Genomic DNA, 16,019 nt, shown 5'->3' on the forward strand with positions numbered 1-16,019 from the left:
CAGTGTTACCTTATTTTTTGCTACATTTGACCATATCAGACTGCTATCCGCCCCTGGAACTTCGTTGGCACAGTTAAATAACTCCCTGATTTAAAAATATTTAAGGGCCAACTTCATTAGCGAATTTATCTTTTACATACTTTTGCCTCGCAATTTTAAAAATGCACCAAACTATTATGAAAAATCAATTGGCAGTGTTGGTTATTGTTACCTCACTCATGGCTTCTTGTGGCCTTAAACAGGAAAATGAAACACTTGTGGCAAAGATTGACTCCCTTAACACGGAGCTTGCTTTCCAGCGTCAAATGTCGGCGGTTCTTGAAAACGTCGGCGTGTTACTCGATTCGATCGATCAAAACAGGAATGCGCTTAAGGTGAACATGGAAATGGGCACTACTTACGATGACTTCAACACTCGTTTGAGTGAATTGAATCAGTACGTAAAGGACTCTGAAAAGAAAATCGACGAAATGGAGAAGAGTCTTGCGAAGTCAAATTCTTCAAACAAAACATACGCAAACTCTATCGCAAGGTTGAAGAAGCAGTTGGAAGACAAAACGGCTCAAATAGCTCAGTTGGAAGCAACAGTAGCGGAATACAAAGAGAAGAATGAGCAGTTGGGCACTTTGGTTGAGCTTCAAAACACTGAGTTGGAAGACAAAGCGCTGCAAATTGAAGCTAAGCGTCAGGAGTTGACCATGCTGGAAACCAGAATCACTGAACTGCTCACTCAGTCTAAAGTTTCGCAGGCCGACTCTTACTTTATGAGAGCTCAGGCAGCGGAAGAGGCTGCCCGTCGTACGCAGCTTGCTCCTAAGAAAAAGAAGGAGTCTTACAAAGAGGCGCTCGACTTGTACCAGAAAGCGTTCGACCTTGGCCGTGAAGACGCCAAGCCAAAAATTGAAGAAATAAGCAAAAGACTTAAGTAATTATTAAGAGGCCTTCAAATTTGAAGGCCTCTCTTTTTTGTTTCCCCTATCCTGCCTTCCTTGTTGCTACTACTATCCCTGTTGACCAGGTCTGTTTTGTCAGCAGCAAACTTTCATTTTTTTCCAGCTCTTCCACCAGTCGAAGCGCTTTCTCATAGTGACCTTCAGGCCAGTTAGGCTGAGGCAGCATGTCGTCGATGATGTAGAGCCCTCCTGGTTTGAGCATCGCCAACACATCTTCGAGCATTAAATATTTCCCATGCCACGTATCAGCAAAGATATAGTCGAATCGCAGGCTACTGTTGGCTAACAACCACTCCTCGCCATCGGCGCACACAAGCTGTAGCCGGGGATCGTGATCCAAAAAATCGGCGGCGATACCCAGAAATGTCTCGTTATTGTCGACCGAAATCAGGGACGACTTTTGATCCATGCCGCTCAATATCCACGAGGTGGAAAGCCCTGTGCCAGTACCCAGCTCCAAAAAGCTGCCCTGCGGTTTTGAGGCAGCAAGTGTTCGTAGCAGGGAACCTGTCAAAGGGTCGGAAGCCATTGTGAAGCCAGCTTTCTCAGTGGCCACAGCAATTCCACGATACGCAGCCGGTACCGCTTGTTTGATCTCATCGGTCATAGGGGTAACGTTTACAGAAATCTCCTGTATTAAAAATTTGTCCGTATTGACTTAAGAATTCTGAAGGTTTCGGAAAATCAGCCTCCGATGCTTCAAAGGCTCCCGCCTGGTTTATAGCACGTCCTTGCTTTTTCCAGTTTTGGTGCTCAACAAAGCTTCCACCTCGTCAATCTTCACCAATTCAAACAAATCTTCGTCTTCGATTTGCTTTTTGCGGTCGGCCATTTCAAGGAAGTGCATGTAAATTACTTCCATTTCGTCTTTGTCGAACTTGTAGCCAAGCACCTGAAGGCGGTGCGTAAGCGCAGCCCTGCCGCTGCGGGCAGTAAGAAGGATCAATGACGAAGGAACGCCTACATCCTCCGGATCGATGATTTCGTAGTTCTCTCTGTGCTTGAGGAAGCCGTCCTGATGAATACCCGAAGAGTGAGAAAAAGCATTTTTGCCCACAATCGCCTTGTTAGGCTGCACAGGCATGTTCATCATGTGCGACACCATTTTGCTCATCGCATAAATGCCCTTGGTGTTGATATTGGTTTCCAGGTTCAGGTATGGGTGCGACTTCAATGTCATCACCACCTCTTCCAAAGAAGTGTTTCCAGCTCTTTCTCCAATACCGTTGATAGTGACTTCCACCTGACGGGCACCATTGGCCAAACCAGAAATTGAGTTGGCAGTCGCCATACCAAGGTCGTTGTGGCAGTGCACCGAGATAATGGCCTTATCGATATTAGGCACATTGTCGTACAAATACTTGATGCGCTCGCCAAACTGCCATGGCAATGTGTATCCGGTTGTGTCGGGAATATTGACCACGGTGGCACCGGCTGCAATCACGCCTTCTACCATCAATGCAAGAAACTCAAGGTCGGCACGGCCTGCATCTTCGCAGAAAAATTCCACGTCGTCGACAAAGCGGCGGGCGTATTTTACAGCAGAAATGCCCTGCTCAAGTACCTTCTCACGGGTCGACTTAAGCTTATGTTGAATGTGGATATCGGAAGATCCGATGCCAGTATGGATTCTCTTTCTTTTGGCTAAATGGAGGGCCTGAGCCGCACAATCAATGTCAACCACTTTGGCCCTGGTAAGGGCACAAACCACCGGCTCAGTCACATTCCTGGAGATTTCTACTACAGAGTTAAAATCGCCAGGGCTTGACACCGGAAAACCAGCCTCAATTACGTCAACGCCGAGGGCTTCGAGTTGCTTGGCAACAATTACTTTTTCTTCAGTATTCAATTGACAGCCCGGAACCTGTTCGCCGTCTCTAAGGGTAGTGTCGAAAATGTAGACTCGATCTTTGCTCATACTAAGGTGTGTGTTTTCTTAACAAGAATCCCATTTCTGGTATTCGATAATTGATTCTATGCAACAAATCTACTTTAACTGAAGGTCTGCCAAAGCCTAAAATTCAAAATCACTACGACAGCCAAAAGCATCTATTTGACAATAAAAAGCCTCAAATTGCAAATTAACGGCTATATTGCCATGCAGACAATACAATGGCCAAACAAGAAACAGACCCCTTATTCCAGCTGATTAAGTCGCTCACCAAGGCTGAGAAGCGCAATTTCAAGCTGTATGCCAGGCGCATCAACGGCAAGGAGGACAGTAAGTTCATCACTCTTTTCGACGTGATGGACGATGTTGATGTTTATGACGAAAAGGTGATCCTTAAAAAGGCTCCGTCATTGATTCCTCAGCAACTTTCCAACCTGAAAAGTCATTTGTACGGGCAAGTGCTGAAAAGCCTCCGGCTTATCCATATCAACTACGACTACCCTATTGAAGTACGGGAGCAAATTGACTATGCAAGGGTGCTTTATAACAAAGGGCTCTATAAGCAAAGCCTCCGGATTCTCGACAAGCTGAAACAGAAGGCCGCTGAAAACAATGAAGAGATTCTGCAGCTGGAGATTATCGACTTCGAAAAGCTGATTGAAGGGCAGTACATCACCCGAAGCATTGGCAACAGAGCAGAGGAGCTGGTGAATGAGTCGAGGCATGTAACCAAAATAATTGCCAAAACACAAGAGCTGTCGAACCTGTCCATTTCCCTTTACAGCCTTTACATCAAGCTGGGCTATGTGCGAAATGAAGAAGACTACAGGGTTGTGCAGCATTATTTTAAAAGGAACCTTCCCGACTACGAGTATGACAGCCTCAGCTTCAACGAGAAGGTGTACCTCTGCCAATCGATGGTTTGGTACTACTACATCGTGCAGGATTTTGTGAAGTGCTACCGCTATGCCGACCGCTGGGTGGAGCTTTTCAAAAGCCATCCGGCGATGATCAAAAGGAAGCCCGACCTGTACATCAAAGGACTACACAATCTCCTGGCGGCACTCTTCAATATTCAGCATTATCCCAAGTTTGCAGAAAACCTTCTGGTGCTGGAAGAACTAAAGAATTCGACTCTTTTCTCTCAGAATGAGAACATTCAAAGTTTGCTTTCCTTCTACTACTACAACGACAAGATCAACCTGTTTTTTATGGAGGGGCGGTTTACCGAAGGCCTAGTCATTGTTCCTGATGTGTTGGAAATCATTGATAAGTTTGACAACAAAATCGACTCTCACCGGGTACTGCTTTTTTACTACAAAATCGCCTGCCTCTATTTTGGCAGCGACGACAATAAAAACGCAGTCAAATACCTCAACAAAATCATCAATCTCAAAGATGTTAGTCTTAGAGAAGACATTCATTGCTTCGCACGTATACTGAACCTGATTGCCCATTACGAAATGGGCAATAGCGACTTGCTGGAGTACCAAATCAAGTCGGTGTATCGGTTTTTAGTGAAAATGGATAACCTCCAGGGGGTGCAAAAGGAGATCATCAAATGGCTGCGAAAAGTACCGGGCATGCTGCCTGAAAACATAAAAAAGGAGTTCCAGGCACTGAAGGAAAGGCTGGAGGAAACACTGAAACAGCCCTTTGAACTCCGAGCCTTCCTTTATCTCGACATTATTTCGTGGCTGGAGAGTAAGATCGACGGCGTGCCGGTTCAGCTGGTGATCAGGAGGAAGTTTGAGGAGAGAAATGGTTAGCTCTCAGGCAGCTTTTCCTTTTTCCGAAGTCCGAACACATAGCCCACGTTGATTTGAACAACGGGATACCTGCCCTTTCTGAAATTTTCAACATACTCTCTGTTCTCTTCCCAGTTCTGATGGTTATTATCCCAATCATTGTATCGCCAGTAGGCAGGGTTGCTGGTGATTTTATTTGTATTGAATGTGTTGAAATAGTGCCGATAGCCCACAAGGGTGGTCAATGTTACCCGTTTAAAGACTGTGATTTTGGCTCCGAAGTTTACTTCGGGCCCTATCATCACGCCTTTCATTTGCAGAGAGTCGGTGGGCACGAACGCACCTTGCCGAATAGCTAGCTTTCCAGCTTCAAGGTTTAAGTTGGCTGTTGCAAAAGCCTGCATCCAACGAACCTCCGTAGGCATGTAGAATCTGTGGCCAAGGTCAAGCCGGTAGCCTTTATAATTTCCATTTCTAAAAAAGAGCTGCCATAACTCCCCGCCTTTGTAACCAGCGGTTGCTATCCAGCTTCTTTTTGGCGTTACGTACAGCTCCGACTGCAGGTAGTAATTTTCGAACGTTCTGATGAATGGGTGCAAAGGAGCTGCCACCTCTATTCTTTGGTATGCTTCCTGCCCGTTTGCGAAAAAACCCATGCAAACAAAAAAAGAAGTCACCAGCGAAAAAATCTTACTTGCTCTCATCTGAAAAAATATGAATCAATGACTAAAGTAAGTGAAAAATGCCTTCTTTTCGAGAATCGTGTAAAAATAAAACACAAAAAAGCCCCTCAGTTTCCTGAGAGGCTTCGTGATCTATGATGTAGGGCAAACGACTACTTTTTCGTATCGTCTACCTCTTCGTATTCTACGTCAGACACATCACTGTCTGCTTTCGCTTCGCCTCCGGCGGCACCGTTAGCTTGCTGTCCCGGATCTGCACCTGGCTGCCCACCTTCAGTAGAAGCATACATTTCCTGAGAGGCTGCTGCCCATGCCTGGTTCAAAGCCTCAGTGGCAGTGTCTATACCTGCGATATCCTGAGCCTTGTGAGCAGTCTTCAGATTTTCAAGGGCCGCTTCAATAGCAGTCTTGTTACCTTCAGAAAGCTTCTCACCATACTCCTTCAGCTGCTTCTCGGTCTGGAAGATCATAGAGTCAGCGCCATTCAGCTTATCTATTTTCTCTCTTTCAGCCTGATCAGAATCTGCGTTGGCTTTTGCTTCGGCTTTCATCTTTTCGATTTCAGCATCGGTCAATCCAGAAGAAGCTTCAATCCTGATCTTCTGCTCCTTACCGGTTCCTTTGTCTTTTGCAGACACGTTAAGAATACCGTTGGCATCTATGTCGAATGTTACTTCGATCTGTGGCACACCACGTGGTGCTGGTGGTATACTATCAAGGTGGAAACGACCGATGGTGCGGTTGTCTCTCGCCATTGAGCGCTCACCCTGCAAAATGTGTATCTCCACAGATGGCTGGTTATCAGACGCCGTTGAGAACACCTCAGACTTCCTTGAAGGGATAGTTGTGTTCGACTCAATCAGCTTGGTCATCACGCCACCCATTGTTTCAATACCCAATGAAAGTGGGGTTACATCAAGCAGAAGTACGTCTTTTACTTCTCCAGTCAACACACCACCCTGAATAGCTGCTCCTACGGCCACTACTTCGTCAGGGTTAACACCCTTAGAAGGCTTTTTGCCAAAGAACTTCTCTACCTCTTCCTGAATTCTTGGAATACGGGTAGAACCACCTACCAGAATTACCTCATCAATATCTGTAGGATTCAGGCCGGCATCTTTCAATGCTTTGCGGCAAGGCTCCAGCGTACGCTGTACCAGGCTGTCGGTCAATTGTTCAAACTTAGAGCGAGAAAGAGTTCTCACAAGGTGCTTGGGTATACCGTCAACTGGCATGATATAGGGCAAGTTGATTTCGGTGCTGGCAGAGCTTGAAAGCTCAATTTTAGCTTTTTCAGCTGCTTCTTTCAAACGCTGTAGCGCCATTGGATCCTTGCGGAGGTCGATGTTCTCGTCCTTCTTAAACTCTTCAGCCAGCCAGTCGATGATCAATGAGTCAAAGTCGTCGCCACCCAGGTGAACATCACCATTGGTAGATTTCACTTCGAACACACCATCGCCAAGTTCAAGCACAGAAATATCGAATGTACCACCACCAAGGTCATACACCGCAATGGTCATGTCCTTGTTTTTCTTATCAAGACCATAAGCCAGCGCAGCGGCAGTAGGCTCGTTGATAATTCTTTTCACATCAAGGCCTGCGATCTGTCCGGCTTCTTTGGTAGCCTGACGCTCCGCATCGTTGAAGTAGGCCGGCACGGTAATTACCGCTTCTTTCACTTCAGTACCCAGGTAATCCTCAGCTGTAGACTTCATTTTCTGAAGAATCATTGCTGAAAGCTCTTGCGGAGTATAGTTACGATCACCAATTTTCACCCTTACAGTGTCATTGCTGCCTGATTCAAGACCGTATGATACATTTTTACGCTCGGCAGTTACTTCAGAGTATTTCTTACCCATGAAGCGCTTAACAGAGCTAACTGTATTTTGTGGGTTGGTGATGGCCTGACGTTTAGCAGGATCGCCAACTTTGCGCTCGCCCTTGCCGTTGTCCAGGAAGGCTACAATTGAAGGGGTTGTCCTTCTTCCTTCGCTGTTAGGAATCACCACCGGCTCATTCCCTTCCATTACAGCGACGCAGGAGTTAGTCGTTCCTAAGTCAATTCCAATAATTTTTCCCATGATTATGTATTTTATTCCTTTAAATTTTCAATCCGTACTCACTTAGCTAAACAAGGGTTGTGCCAAGTGGTTTTTAAGGGAATAGTTGTGACAAGATGTCAGAATTACCTAAAACTGCAGATTAACAATGGCAGCCCCATCTGCAGGAATTTCGATCATTTCGGGCTGGCCTTCAGACAGCACAAGGGGGTTTCCGTTGGTGCCAAGGTTCCATAGCTGGCCTCTCAGAAAAATGTTGAGCCCCGTTTGGATACCAAATTCCGGTGCCCGACCGAGCATGCCATATTTCTGCCAGGCTTGACCTTCTGTCAGTGTGCCGATGTCATCGGGACTGACATTGGCAGGAGGCTGGCCTCCATTGTATCCCTTCCATGGTTGGTTCCACACATTTTCCCCAGCCAAAAAAGAGGGCACCACCACAAAATCGACTTCCTTGTCGGCGATGACCCTATATGCATCAGCATACCATGAATCCGCACAGATCAACGTCGCTACCTTCCCGGCCGACGTACCAACTACAGGCAGTTGGCTACTATTTCCGGCCACGATAAAAGCCGTTTCCTCGGATGTCAAAAAATTCTTCACTGTCAGTGGAGCCATCAACTTACCCGTTGCATCAAAGGTGGCCGACACGTTAAGCAAGGGTCCTTTACCCACCCGCAACACGCCAGCTTCTATCGACGGCGAAGGTAAAACAACGGATCCTGCCACCACCGTTGCCTGGTATTCAGCCGCCAGCCTGCCGAACACCTGCTGATACGCCTCTGCCATTTCAACCGCCTTCAAAGAAAAAAGTGCAGCGGTAGCCCGATCGCTGGCATCCGACGCAAAATAGTTGGTAAGGAAAGAAATCGGATGAGAGCACACCGCTGTACTTAGTGCGTCTTTAGTCTTCTCTGCTGTATACACTGAGGCCTTTTCATCGATGGCCACCAGCCAGGTGCCTATGTATTCCGGAAAGACTACCACCGTGGCCGACGTGAAGCAGCCATTTTTCTTTGCAATCGAAAGATAGCGGTTTAACTTGGCATAGAGTGCATCGGCCGATCGGTAGTCTGCCGGCACCATATAGGGCTGAATGCCAACGATATTGCCTTTGGTGTAGGTGCCCGCTTTGACAAAAACAGAGCGCTCAGATGTCATTTCAAAGTCGGCGTACGACCTATCGGACTGAATCCACAAATAGTAGCATCCACAAAGAACTGAAAAAACCAGCCCGGCACTGAGTAATAAATTTCTACCTTTGAGCATTATAAAAAACTTGTGGATTTTAGAAAACTAATTCTGTTCGAAGATAACCACTTGCTCATCGTGAACAAACCCGGGGGCATGTTGGTGCAGGGAGATGATACCGGCGACGATTCACTTGTGGATTATGCAAAAGCCTATGTTAAGGAAAAGTATAACAAACCGGGCCTTGTTTTTATGGGGCTGGTGCATAGGATAGACCGGCCGGTAAGCGGCGTGGTGATGCTGGCCAAAACCTCAAAGGCTTTGGAGCGGATGACCAAGGCTTTCAGAGAAAGAACCATCGAGAAAATATACTGGGCCGTGGTTACCAGAAGACCTCCCAAAGAGGAAGCCACGCTGGTTCACTGGCTCGAGAAAGACTCAAAAAAAAATACCGTAACAGCTTACAACAAGGAAAAAGGCAGTGCGCAGCGCTCCGAGTTGTCGTTCAAAGTTCTGAAGGTATTCCACGACTATTGTCTTCTTGAAGTAAGGCCGGTGACCGGCAGGCCGCACCAGATAAGGGCTCAGCTGGGCAAGATGGGTTGCCCCATTAAAGGTGATCGAAAATATGGTCAGCAGTTTCCGAACGAGGATTCCTGTATCAACTTACACGCAAAAACGTTGATATTTGCTCACCCGGTCACAAAAGAAACAATGACAGTGGACGCTCCGTTACCTATCAAAAGTTATTGGCAGGCAGTTTCATGAGTAAAGAAAAAGAAAGCTGGTTAACCCGACTAAAGGACAGATGGAACCTGAAAAGCGGCTGGCAGGTAGCAATCGTGCTGATCGTATTTGCCTGCACTGGCTTTACAGTGCTTTTTTTGAAAAAGCCTCTCTTCCGCCTTATCCACGCCTCAGAGGAATACTACACCCTGCTGACAATTCTTTACTACATCCTGATACTGCCCATCTACAACCTCATTCTACTTTTTTACGGCTTCATTTTTGGGCAGTTCAATTTCTTTTGGGAGTTCGAAAAAAGAATGTTTAGAAGAATTAGTGGGAAAAGGCCTGAGTAAAAGTCATTCGCCCTTGCAACCACGAACGCCTTTACCTCACCCGTCTATTTCGCTATTCCCTGAGACTTAAGGTATTCGACCACTTTTAATGCCGCCTCTCCTCCCATCTCAGCATGTTTCATCAGAGTGATGCCATGAGGCCCGGCGCTGGTGAGTGAGGCTGGATAGGTTGCCACAATCACTTTCACCAAATCGAGCTTTCCCATCATGGCCGCCGTGAAGATGTCCAGCCTTGCTCCTTTGTCTATCAAATACTGAGCAATATCGGGCCTTCCCATGTGCGAAGCCCCGCCCAGGGCGGTCTCATAGTCACCATTTCCCCAATCCCAGGTTGCGTTAAGTATCGTCGGCATTTCTGCCAACATCTGTTTGGTTCCTTCCAGGTCGGTATGGCCTTTGGAAACGAAATCTTTTACCAGCGCACTATCGATGGGTGTTGGCCTGTTCTGCGTCGTGCCGCCAATGGCCGATATTCCCGGAATTAGTAGTGCTGAACTTGCAACAGCCCTTTTAATAAAGTTCTTTCTTGTTAGCATAAGTAATTGAGATTAGTCCTGGTACCTATACGGCATTGACTACTAGCCAGTTAACGCAATTACAGGAAAGGCATATATCACGATGAAAGTGACAGTATGGTGGTGCTGATCAGGCAGCGACCCCATTGAATGGATTGAAACTCCGCCTCGATACACCCATGCCTACGGCACGAACAACGGCCTTATCCCCATGTTTTTGACGAAGCTTGTCCATGGCCTGGTAGAGCTTGATACCCTCTTCGGTGTCTTCAAAAAGGTTGATCTGGTAGTTGCCATGCACCAGGCTGCTGAACCGAACGCCAATTAAGCGAATGAGCATCCTTCGGCTATAAGCTTTTTTGAAAAGCTCTTTCACCATCGGTATCAGTACGTGATCTGCCGAGGTGTACGGCATTTTCCGCTGTAGGGTATGGGTATCGAAATCGGAGTAGCGAATTTTTACGGTAACGCAAGAGGTCAGCTGCTGCTCCTTGCGAAGCTTGAACGCCAACTGCTCGGTCATTGCCACAAGTATAGACTCCAGCTTCTTCACATCGATGGTGTCGTGCTCAAAGGTGCTTTCCGTAGAAATAGATTTTCTCTCCGAGTAGGGAACAATCGGGGTACGATCTATGCCATTTGCCTTTTCCGAAATCACAATGCCCATCTTCCCAAAAACAGCTGCCAGCATCTCTACGGGCACCTGCTGCAGTGTGTGGATTTTTTGTACACCCATTTTTCGCAATGTGTAGGCCGTCTTCTCCCCTACCATCGGAATTTTGTCAATCGTCAGAGGTGAAAGAAAGCCCTTCTCTGTCCCATAAGCCACCTGACGCTGTCCGTCGGGTTTTGACTCATTGGTGGCCACTTTGGAGACGGTTTTGTTCTCCGAAAGTCCAAAGGAAATAGGTAGGCCAGTCTCTTTTCTGATCCGTGCCTTTAGTTCCGTGGCGAGCTTCATGCAGCCAAAGAATTTTTCCATGCCAGTTAAATCGACATAAAACTCGTCGATAGATGACTTCTCATAGGAAGGAACTGCTTCATGCACTATCTCGGTGACCATCCGGGAGTACTGGGAATACCTTTCCATGTCGCCACGAACCACGATTGCTTCCGGGCACAACTGTTTCGCCATGCGCATGGGCATGGCCGAGTGTACGCCAAATGCTCTGGCTTCGTAGCTACAAGAAGCCACCACCCCCCGGTCGCTACCGCCACCAATGAGAAGTGGCTTCCCAACGAAATAGTCGTTTTGCAGCCGCTCCACGGATACGAAGAAGCTGTCCAAATCCATATGGATAATAGAGCGATGATCAGTTGCAGGTGACCACATAGTTGCCATACAGTTAATGATTAAAAGCCTCTTGAAAAGAGCCGATTAAAAAATAGGTGTGCTTGTTAGGCTACATGAGAAAACAAAGACATCTGGGGCTCATTTACCATCCAAACTTTTTCCTCAGGCCATTTTAAACTGACAGCAACTTTCTCCGTCAAAGAGATGGTTTCTACGAAGTCATTCTTGCCATTGCCTATGTCTCTCAGCAAACGCACCTGATCAACTGCAAAGGTCTCTCTATATTTTTGGTCGATGAATGTCTGGTGTACTTTCAAGAAGGCCTTCTGCTCAAACTCACTTCCAATAATCATGTGCGGATATTTAGCAAACACAGGATCTACCATCCTTATGCCAAAGCTTTTGGCAGACTCTCTAAATTTCTGATAAAATAGCTGGTTGATCCGGGCCACCTGAGACCCATTTCCGATCTTGAGGTAAATAGCTCTGTTGCTCTTCAGGTAGGCAAATCCATTAAGCGAGATGTCGAACGAGTCGACAAAAACAGACGCTTCCTTTAATGCCTTCGTGATAAGATGTTCGTGAGAGATGTCTGCCTGAAAAGAAAACAAACTAACGTGAGGATGGGAATTGTAGAACTTGTACTGCCCAAACTCGTCAAGTATTTGTGCTTTACGATCCCTCACATAGTCCGTTATGGACTGGGAAGGATATATCTGAATTTTGTATGTCACCATAATTACCTCCTTTTATGCTATCAAATATAGCATCAGAGAATTATAATGTCAATATATTTAGCGTAAATTAGTAAAATATTTAGCAAAACCGAGTTTGCGGCAATTCCGGATAGTAAATGGCACAGAAAGTCACCTGTCCACCTCGCCCAGCACAAAATCTACTGAGCCCACAATAGCGATGAAGTCAGCGATAAGCACGCCCCTCGATATTTCAGGAACGACCGACAAGTTGGAGAAGCAGCACGAGCGGGCCTTGCAGCGAACCGGCACATCATTCCGGCCATCGGTGCGGAAATAAAAGCCAAGCTCTCCCTTTGGGTTTTCTGCACGCACATAAAAATCCTGCGCCTGAGGTCTGATCTTTTTCGGAACCATGGCTCGTGGATCATAATCACGGGTTCGCTTGTGCTCTTTGGTCAGCATTTCCAGGCACTGCTCAATGATCTTAACAGATTCCTCACACTCCCTGTAGCGCACCCACGTCCTGTCCCAGCAGTCGCCTACCGTTCCGACGGTGCCTTCCCCAACGGGAATTTCAAAATCAAGCTCCGGATATACACTGTAGCCGTCAATCCGGCGCAGGTCGAAGCGCAAACCCGACGCACGGAGCATGGGACCAGTCACTCCGTAGTTGATAGCCAGGTCACGGGACAGCACCCCTACATTGGCGGTACGCTCTACGTAGATTTTATTGTTCAGCAACAGGTCTCTCGTTTCCACCAACTTCGGTTTGAGGTAGGTGACAAATTCCTTGCAACGCTCTTCGAAGCCTACTGGCAGGTCGTAGAAGAGGCCGCCAACCCACATGTAGTTATAGAGCATGCGGGCGCCACTGACCCATTCCAGCATGCGCAGGATATGTTCCCGGTCACGCATCATCCAGAGGAAGGGAGTTACGGCGCCAATATCAAGCCCGTAGGTGCCAATGGCCACAAAGTGAGAGGCCAAGCGGTTGAGCTCGGCAACAAGCACTCTTATATACTCAGTTCTTTTCGGAATGTCATTTTCAATACCCAGCATGCGCTCCACGCCCATTACATAGGCGTGCTCATTGTTCATGGCGCCTACATAGTCAAGCCTGTCGACATAGGGAATGACCTGATTGAAAGGCATGCTCTCAGCGTGCTTTTCGAAGCAGCGGTGCAAATAACCCAGGTGGGGCACCACATCGACCACTACCTCGCCATCAGTAATCACTTCAAACCGCAAAACCCCATGCGTAGATGGATGCTGCGGGCCGATATTGATCAACATTTGCTCCTCCGTTAGGTCCTCAGGCTTATACTTCGTGGGCTCTGAGGCTTCGAGGTGCCTGGGGTCGTATGTGTATTGAACGGTGCTCAAGTGGTTACTTGCTATTGGTTAGTCGTGTTCTGATTATCGTTAGTAGTCAACTTTCATTCCGTGGTAATATTCCTGGGTCGAATAATCCTTTCGCAGCGGATGGCCCTGCCAGTCGGTTGGCAAAAGAATGCGACGTAAATCGGGATGGCCGTCGAACTTGATTCCCACTAAATCAAAAGCTTCCCGCTCATGCCACTCTGCTGTTTTCCAAACATCGCTGACAGTAGGGATCATTGGCAGCTCTGCTCCTTCCTCGTTTCTGGCAACAATTACCCTCAGGAGTAATTGAGAGTTGTAAGGGATAGAATACAGGTTATAATTCACCTCGATTGTATTGGCCTCCACGCCATTATCAATGGCAGTGAGGCAGGAGAGTGAATCAAAAAAGGTTCGCTCGTTGTCCCGTAGAAATAGACATACATCCTGAAGTTTTTCGACGGATACAACAAGGCCTTTTGGGGTGGCATTTTCGATGGTTTCCGGCACGCATGAGGCACCAAATTCAGATTGCAGAAGGGATTGGATGTCGGTGTGGGTCATTTCTGTTCTTGATATAGGACTCATTGCCTCGTTTAAGCCTGCGTTGCTTTCTCAGCTTTTTTCGCCATCAGTCTTTCAAGTGCCGCAGGAGCCATCAGGCTTTCGCCTCTTATCTTCTCCTGAAGTTTCAATATGCCACCAATCAATGCTTCTGGTCTTGGGGGGCACCCGGGCACGTAAACGTCCACTGGAATGATGCGATCGACCCCTTTTACTACATGGTAGCCATGCTCCCAGTAGGGCCCGCCGCAGTTGGAGCATGAGCCCATGGAGATTACATAGCGTGGCTCAGCCATTTGCTCGTACAAGCGTCGCACTCTGTCGGCCATTTTAAAGGTAACAGTGCCCGCCACTATCATCACATCGGATTGCCGTGGGGAAGGTCTTGGAAAAACTCCGAGTCTGTCGAGGTCATAGTTGGAGGCCATGGAGCCCATCATTTCGATGGCACAGCATGCCAGGCCAAACCCCATAGGCCAAATGGATGAAAGCCTGGCCCAGTTGATCAGGTCATCCACTCTGGTGATAATCACTCCGCCTTGCCCTAACTGTTGGTCTAGTAGTCCCATTACACTGTCTCCTCCTTTATCACCCGAATCACCGACCGGGCTTCTTTGACTTTTTTGCTCACTGCATCATATAGTTCGTCCGGCACTTTTGAATCCATCCGGGTGGCTGCAACAACTGGCCTCTCCCACTCCAGATATCCCTTAGCCCAGGCGAAAACAAGCCCAAGCGCCAGTATCAATACAAAGACCGTCATTTCTCCAAGTGCGAACCAGCCCCATAGTCCACCGGTAGCGTCTACTAGTTCTTTTTGCCCAAAGACGGTTGCCCATGGGAAAAGAAAGACAAGCTCCACTTCAAACAAAAGAAAAATAAGTGCAACGATATAGAATCGGACGTTGAATTTGCCCCAGGCACTGGTGGATGGATCCTCACCACATTCGTAGGTGGTCAGCTTTTCCACATTGGGCCTGTTGGGCCTGACCAGCATAGCAAAGCCTACGGAAAGCAGCACGAAGACAAAGCCTCCGATAATAAATAAAAGTATGGTGCCAAATCCTGAAAGCTCGGGCATAGAGGTCTTTTTATGCTAAAGTAACTGATGCAGACCAATGATGCACTAAAATAATGGATTGAACTGGTTGGAACATCGTCGTTGGAAAGATGAATCATTCACGCTGATGTGTTGTAGGCAATTAACAGAGATGGCTGCTTTCGCAGGCATGACGTTTCTTATACTGATATTCTTTGAATGAAGAACCACTTAAAAATCAAGCGCATCCAGGTGTTTGAAATGACCGTTCTGGCGAATGCGGTCTTTGGCCTGCTCCATTTGCTTAACAATGGGGATTGTTAACTTCAGGTAGTTAATGAGGAACTCCTGCCTCTTCCTTTCAGACGTCGTCTTTAGCAGCTCGTATTCCTGTTCTTTGCTCAGGCCTATCTTGTGAGCAATGGCGTAGGTCAGCATTTTTTGGTCAAATTTCACAAGCCCTTCCATGCCCAGCCATTCGAACAGGTCGTTGGCCAGCTTAAACAGTTCTTCCTGTAAAACGACGTCGCCGTCGTGGTCAGCTTTTATCATTTCCACTGTGCCCCCGGCATACAATTTACCTGGCCACGGGCTTACAAAGTCGAGTACTTTGAAAATACCCATGCCAACGGTTCGCACATCCATCCTCCCATCATCGTACGTTTTCTCAAGCTTCACAATTTTTACCTCAGTACCATATTCGATTTTGCTGAGCACATAAGAGGGAACACCAAAAGTAGTGTTGGTATTGACACACTCCGTGATCAGCTGCCTGTACCTCGGTTCAAAAATATGCAGGTTCAGCTCCTCGCCGGGATAGGCAACCAGGTTGAGTGGAAATAATGGAAGTTCCTTTTCGATCATCTCAGTTGGTAGAATGCGTCAACATACAAAAGGGTTCACAAAATAAAAAACTCAGTAACATTCACCGGTTTTTAT

At 47.2% G+C, this 16,019-nt stretch carries 17 protein-coding genes; 4 read left to right on the top strand and 13 right to left on the bottom strand.

Annotated features, from left to right (window positions below):
* The first annotated feature begins 176 nt into the window (after positions 1–176).
* On the top strand, positions 177–929 hold the full coding sequence (locus tag ACMVP2_RS08300) for a hypothetical protein (RefSeq protein WP_151998155.1): 753 nt from the start codon (positions 177–179) through the stop codon (positions 927–929).
* 46 nt (positions 930–975) lie between these two features.
* Here the strand turns inward: ACMVP2_RS08300 and ACMVP2_RS08305 are convergent, their stop codons facing one another.
* Complete coding sequence (locus tag ACMVP2_RS08305) at positions 976–1,560, bottom strand: O-methyltransferase (protein WP_416867372.1); 585 nt, start codon at positions 1,558–1,560, stop codon at positions 976–978.
* Positions 1,561–1,671: 111 nt separating this feature from the next.
* Positions 1,672–2,871: a 2-isopropylmalate synthase gene (locus ACMVP2_RS08310; protein ID WP_339787928.1), complete on the bottom strand. Its 1,200-nt coding sequence runs from the start codon at positions 2,869–2,871 to the stop codon at positions 1,672–1,674.
* A 194-nt stretch (positions 2,872–3,065) separates the two neighbouring features.
* Between ACMVP2_RS08310 and ACMVP2_RS08315 the strand changes: the two genes are divergently transcribed.
* Positions 3,066–4,613, top strand: coding sequence for a hypothetical protein (locus ACMVP2_RS08315; protein ID WP_416867373.1), 1,548 nt, complete (start codon positions 3,066–3,068; stop codon positions 4,611–4,613).
* Here the strand turns inward: ACMVP2_RS08315 and ACMVP2_RS08320 are convergent.
* The 3 genes from ACMVP2_RS08320 to ACMVP2_RS08330 form a co-directional block, all read right to left on the bottom strand.
* Positions 4,610–5,296 (bottom strand): hypothetical protein, encoded by a 687-nt coding sequence (locus ACMVP2_RS08320; protein WP_416867374.1) that lies wholly within the window; start codon positions 5,294–5,296, stop codon positions 4,610–4,612. The genes ACMVP2_RS08315 and ACMVP2_RS08320 overlap by 4 nt on opposite strands.
* 131 nt (positions 5,297–5,427) lie before the next feature.
* Positions 5,428–7,356 (bottom strand): molecular chaperone DnaK, encoded by a 1,929-nt coding sequence (gene dnaK, locus ACMVP2_RS08325; protein WP_317488475.1) that lies wholly within the window; start codon positions 7,354–7,356, stop codon positions 5,428–5,430.
* A 108-nt stretch (positions 7,357–7,464) separates the two neighbouring features.
* The gene (locus ACMVP2_RS08330) at positions 7,465–8,607 is read right to left on the bottom strand and encodes a nitrilase-related carbon-nitrogen hydrolase (RefSeq protein ID WP_416867375.1); all 1,143 of its coding nucleotides are present in this window, start codon (positions 8,605–8,607) and stop codon (positions 7,465–7,467) included.
* Positions 8,608–8,619: 12 nt separating this feature from the next.
* Here ACMVP2_RS08330 and ACMVP2_RS08335 point away from each other — a divergent pair, with 12 nt between their 5' ends.
* Complete coding sequence (locus ACMVP2_RS08335; protein ID WP_317488477.1) at positions 8,620–9,297, top strand: RluA family pseudouridine synthase; 678 nt, start codon at positions 8,620–8,622, stop codon at positions 9,295–9,297.
* Entirely contained in the window at positions 9,294–9,611 is a 318-nt protein-coding gene (locus tag ACMVP2_RS08340; RefSeq protein WP_416867376.1) for a DUF6787 family protein, read from the top strand. The genes ACMVP2_RS08335 and ACMVP2_RS08340 overlap by 4 nt, the downstream gene beginning before the upstream one ends.
* 44 nt (positions 9,612–9,655) lie before the next feature.
* On the opposite strand, the gene ACMVP2_RS08345 is transcribed toward ACMVP2_RS08340, so the two are convergent.
* The 8 genes from ACMVP2_RS08345 to ACMVP2_RS08380 all read right to left on the bottom strand — a co-directional run bounded on the left by ACMVP2_RS08345 (position 9,656) and on the right by ACMVP2_RS08380 (position 15,944).
* On the bottom strand, positions 9,656–10,147 hold the full coding sequence (locus ACMVP2_RS08345; protein WP_416867377.1) for a hypothetical protein: 492 nt from the start codon (positions 10,145–10,147) through the stop codon (positions 9,656–9,658).
* 109 nt (positions 10,148–10,256) lie between these two features.
* The gene (gene dinB, locus ACMVP2_RS08350) at positions 10,257–11,459 is read right to left on the bottom strand and encodes a DNA polymerase IV (RefSeq protein WP_416867378.1); all 1,203 of its coding nucleotides are present in this window, start codon (positions 11,457–11,459) and stop codon (positions 10,257–10,259) included.
* Positions 11,460–11,524: 65 nt separating this feature from the next.
* Complete coding sequence (locus tag ACMVP2_RS08355; RefSeq protein WP_339790766.1) at positions 11,525–12,157, bottom strand: 2'-5' RNA ligase family protein; 633 nt, start codon at positions 12,155–12,157, stop codon at positions 11,525–11,527.
* 129 nt (positions 12,158–12,286) lie between these two features.
* Positions 12,287–13,501 (bottom strand): NADH-quinone oxidoreductase subunit D, encoded by a 1,215-nt coding sequence (locus ACMVP2_RS08360; protein ID WP_416867379.1) that lies wholly within the window; start codon positions 13,499–13,501, stop codon positions 12,287–12,289.
* A 39-nt stretch (positions 13,502–13,540) separates the two neighbouring features.
* Positions 13,541–14,065: an NADH-quinone oxidoreductase subunit C gene (locus ACMVP2_RS08365; RefSeq protein WP_416867380.1), complete on the bottom strand. Its 525-nt coding sequence runs from the start codon at positions 14,063–14,065 to the stop codon at positions 13,541–13,543.
* A gap of 8 nt (positions 14,066–14,073) precedes the next feature.
* Entirely contained in the window at positions 14,074–14,610 is a 537-nt protein-coding gene (gene nuoB / locus ACMVP2_RS08370) for an NADH-quinone oxidoreductase subunit NuoB (RefSeq protein WP_151998140.1), read from the bottom strand.
* Complete coding sequence (locus tag ACMVP2_RS08375) at positions 14,610–15,122, bottom strand: NADH-quinone oxidoreductase subunit A (RefSeq protein ID WP_416867381.1); 513 nt, start codon at positions 15,120–15,122, stop codon at positions 14,610–14,612. The genes nuoB and ACMVP2_RS08375 overlap by 1 nt, the downstream gene beginning before the upstream one ends.
* Before the next feature lie 189 nt (positions 15,123–15,311).
* Positions 15,312–15,944, bottom strand: coding sequence for an LON peptidase substrate-binding domain-containing protein (locus ACMVP2_RS08380; protein WP_416867382.1), 633 nt, complete (start codon positions 15,942–15,944; stop codon positions 15,312–15,314).
* Positions 15,945–16,019: the final 75 nt, after the last annotated feature.

This window comes from Imperialibacter sp. (assembly GCF_048007035.1).
GTDB lineage: Bacteria > Bacteroidota > Bacteroidia > Cytophagales > Cyclobacteriaceae > Imperialibacter.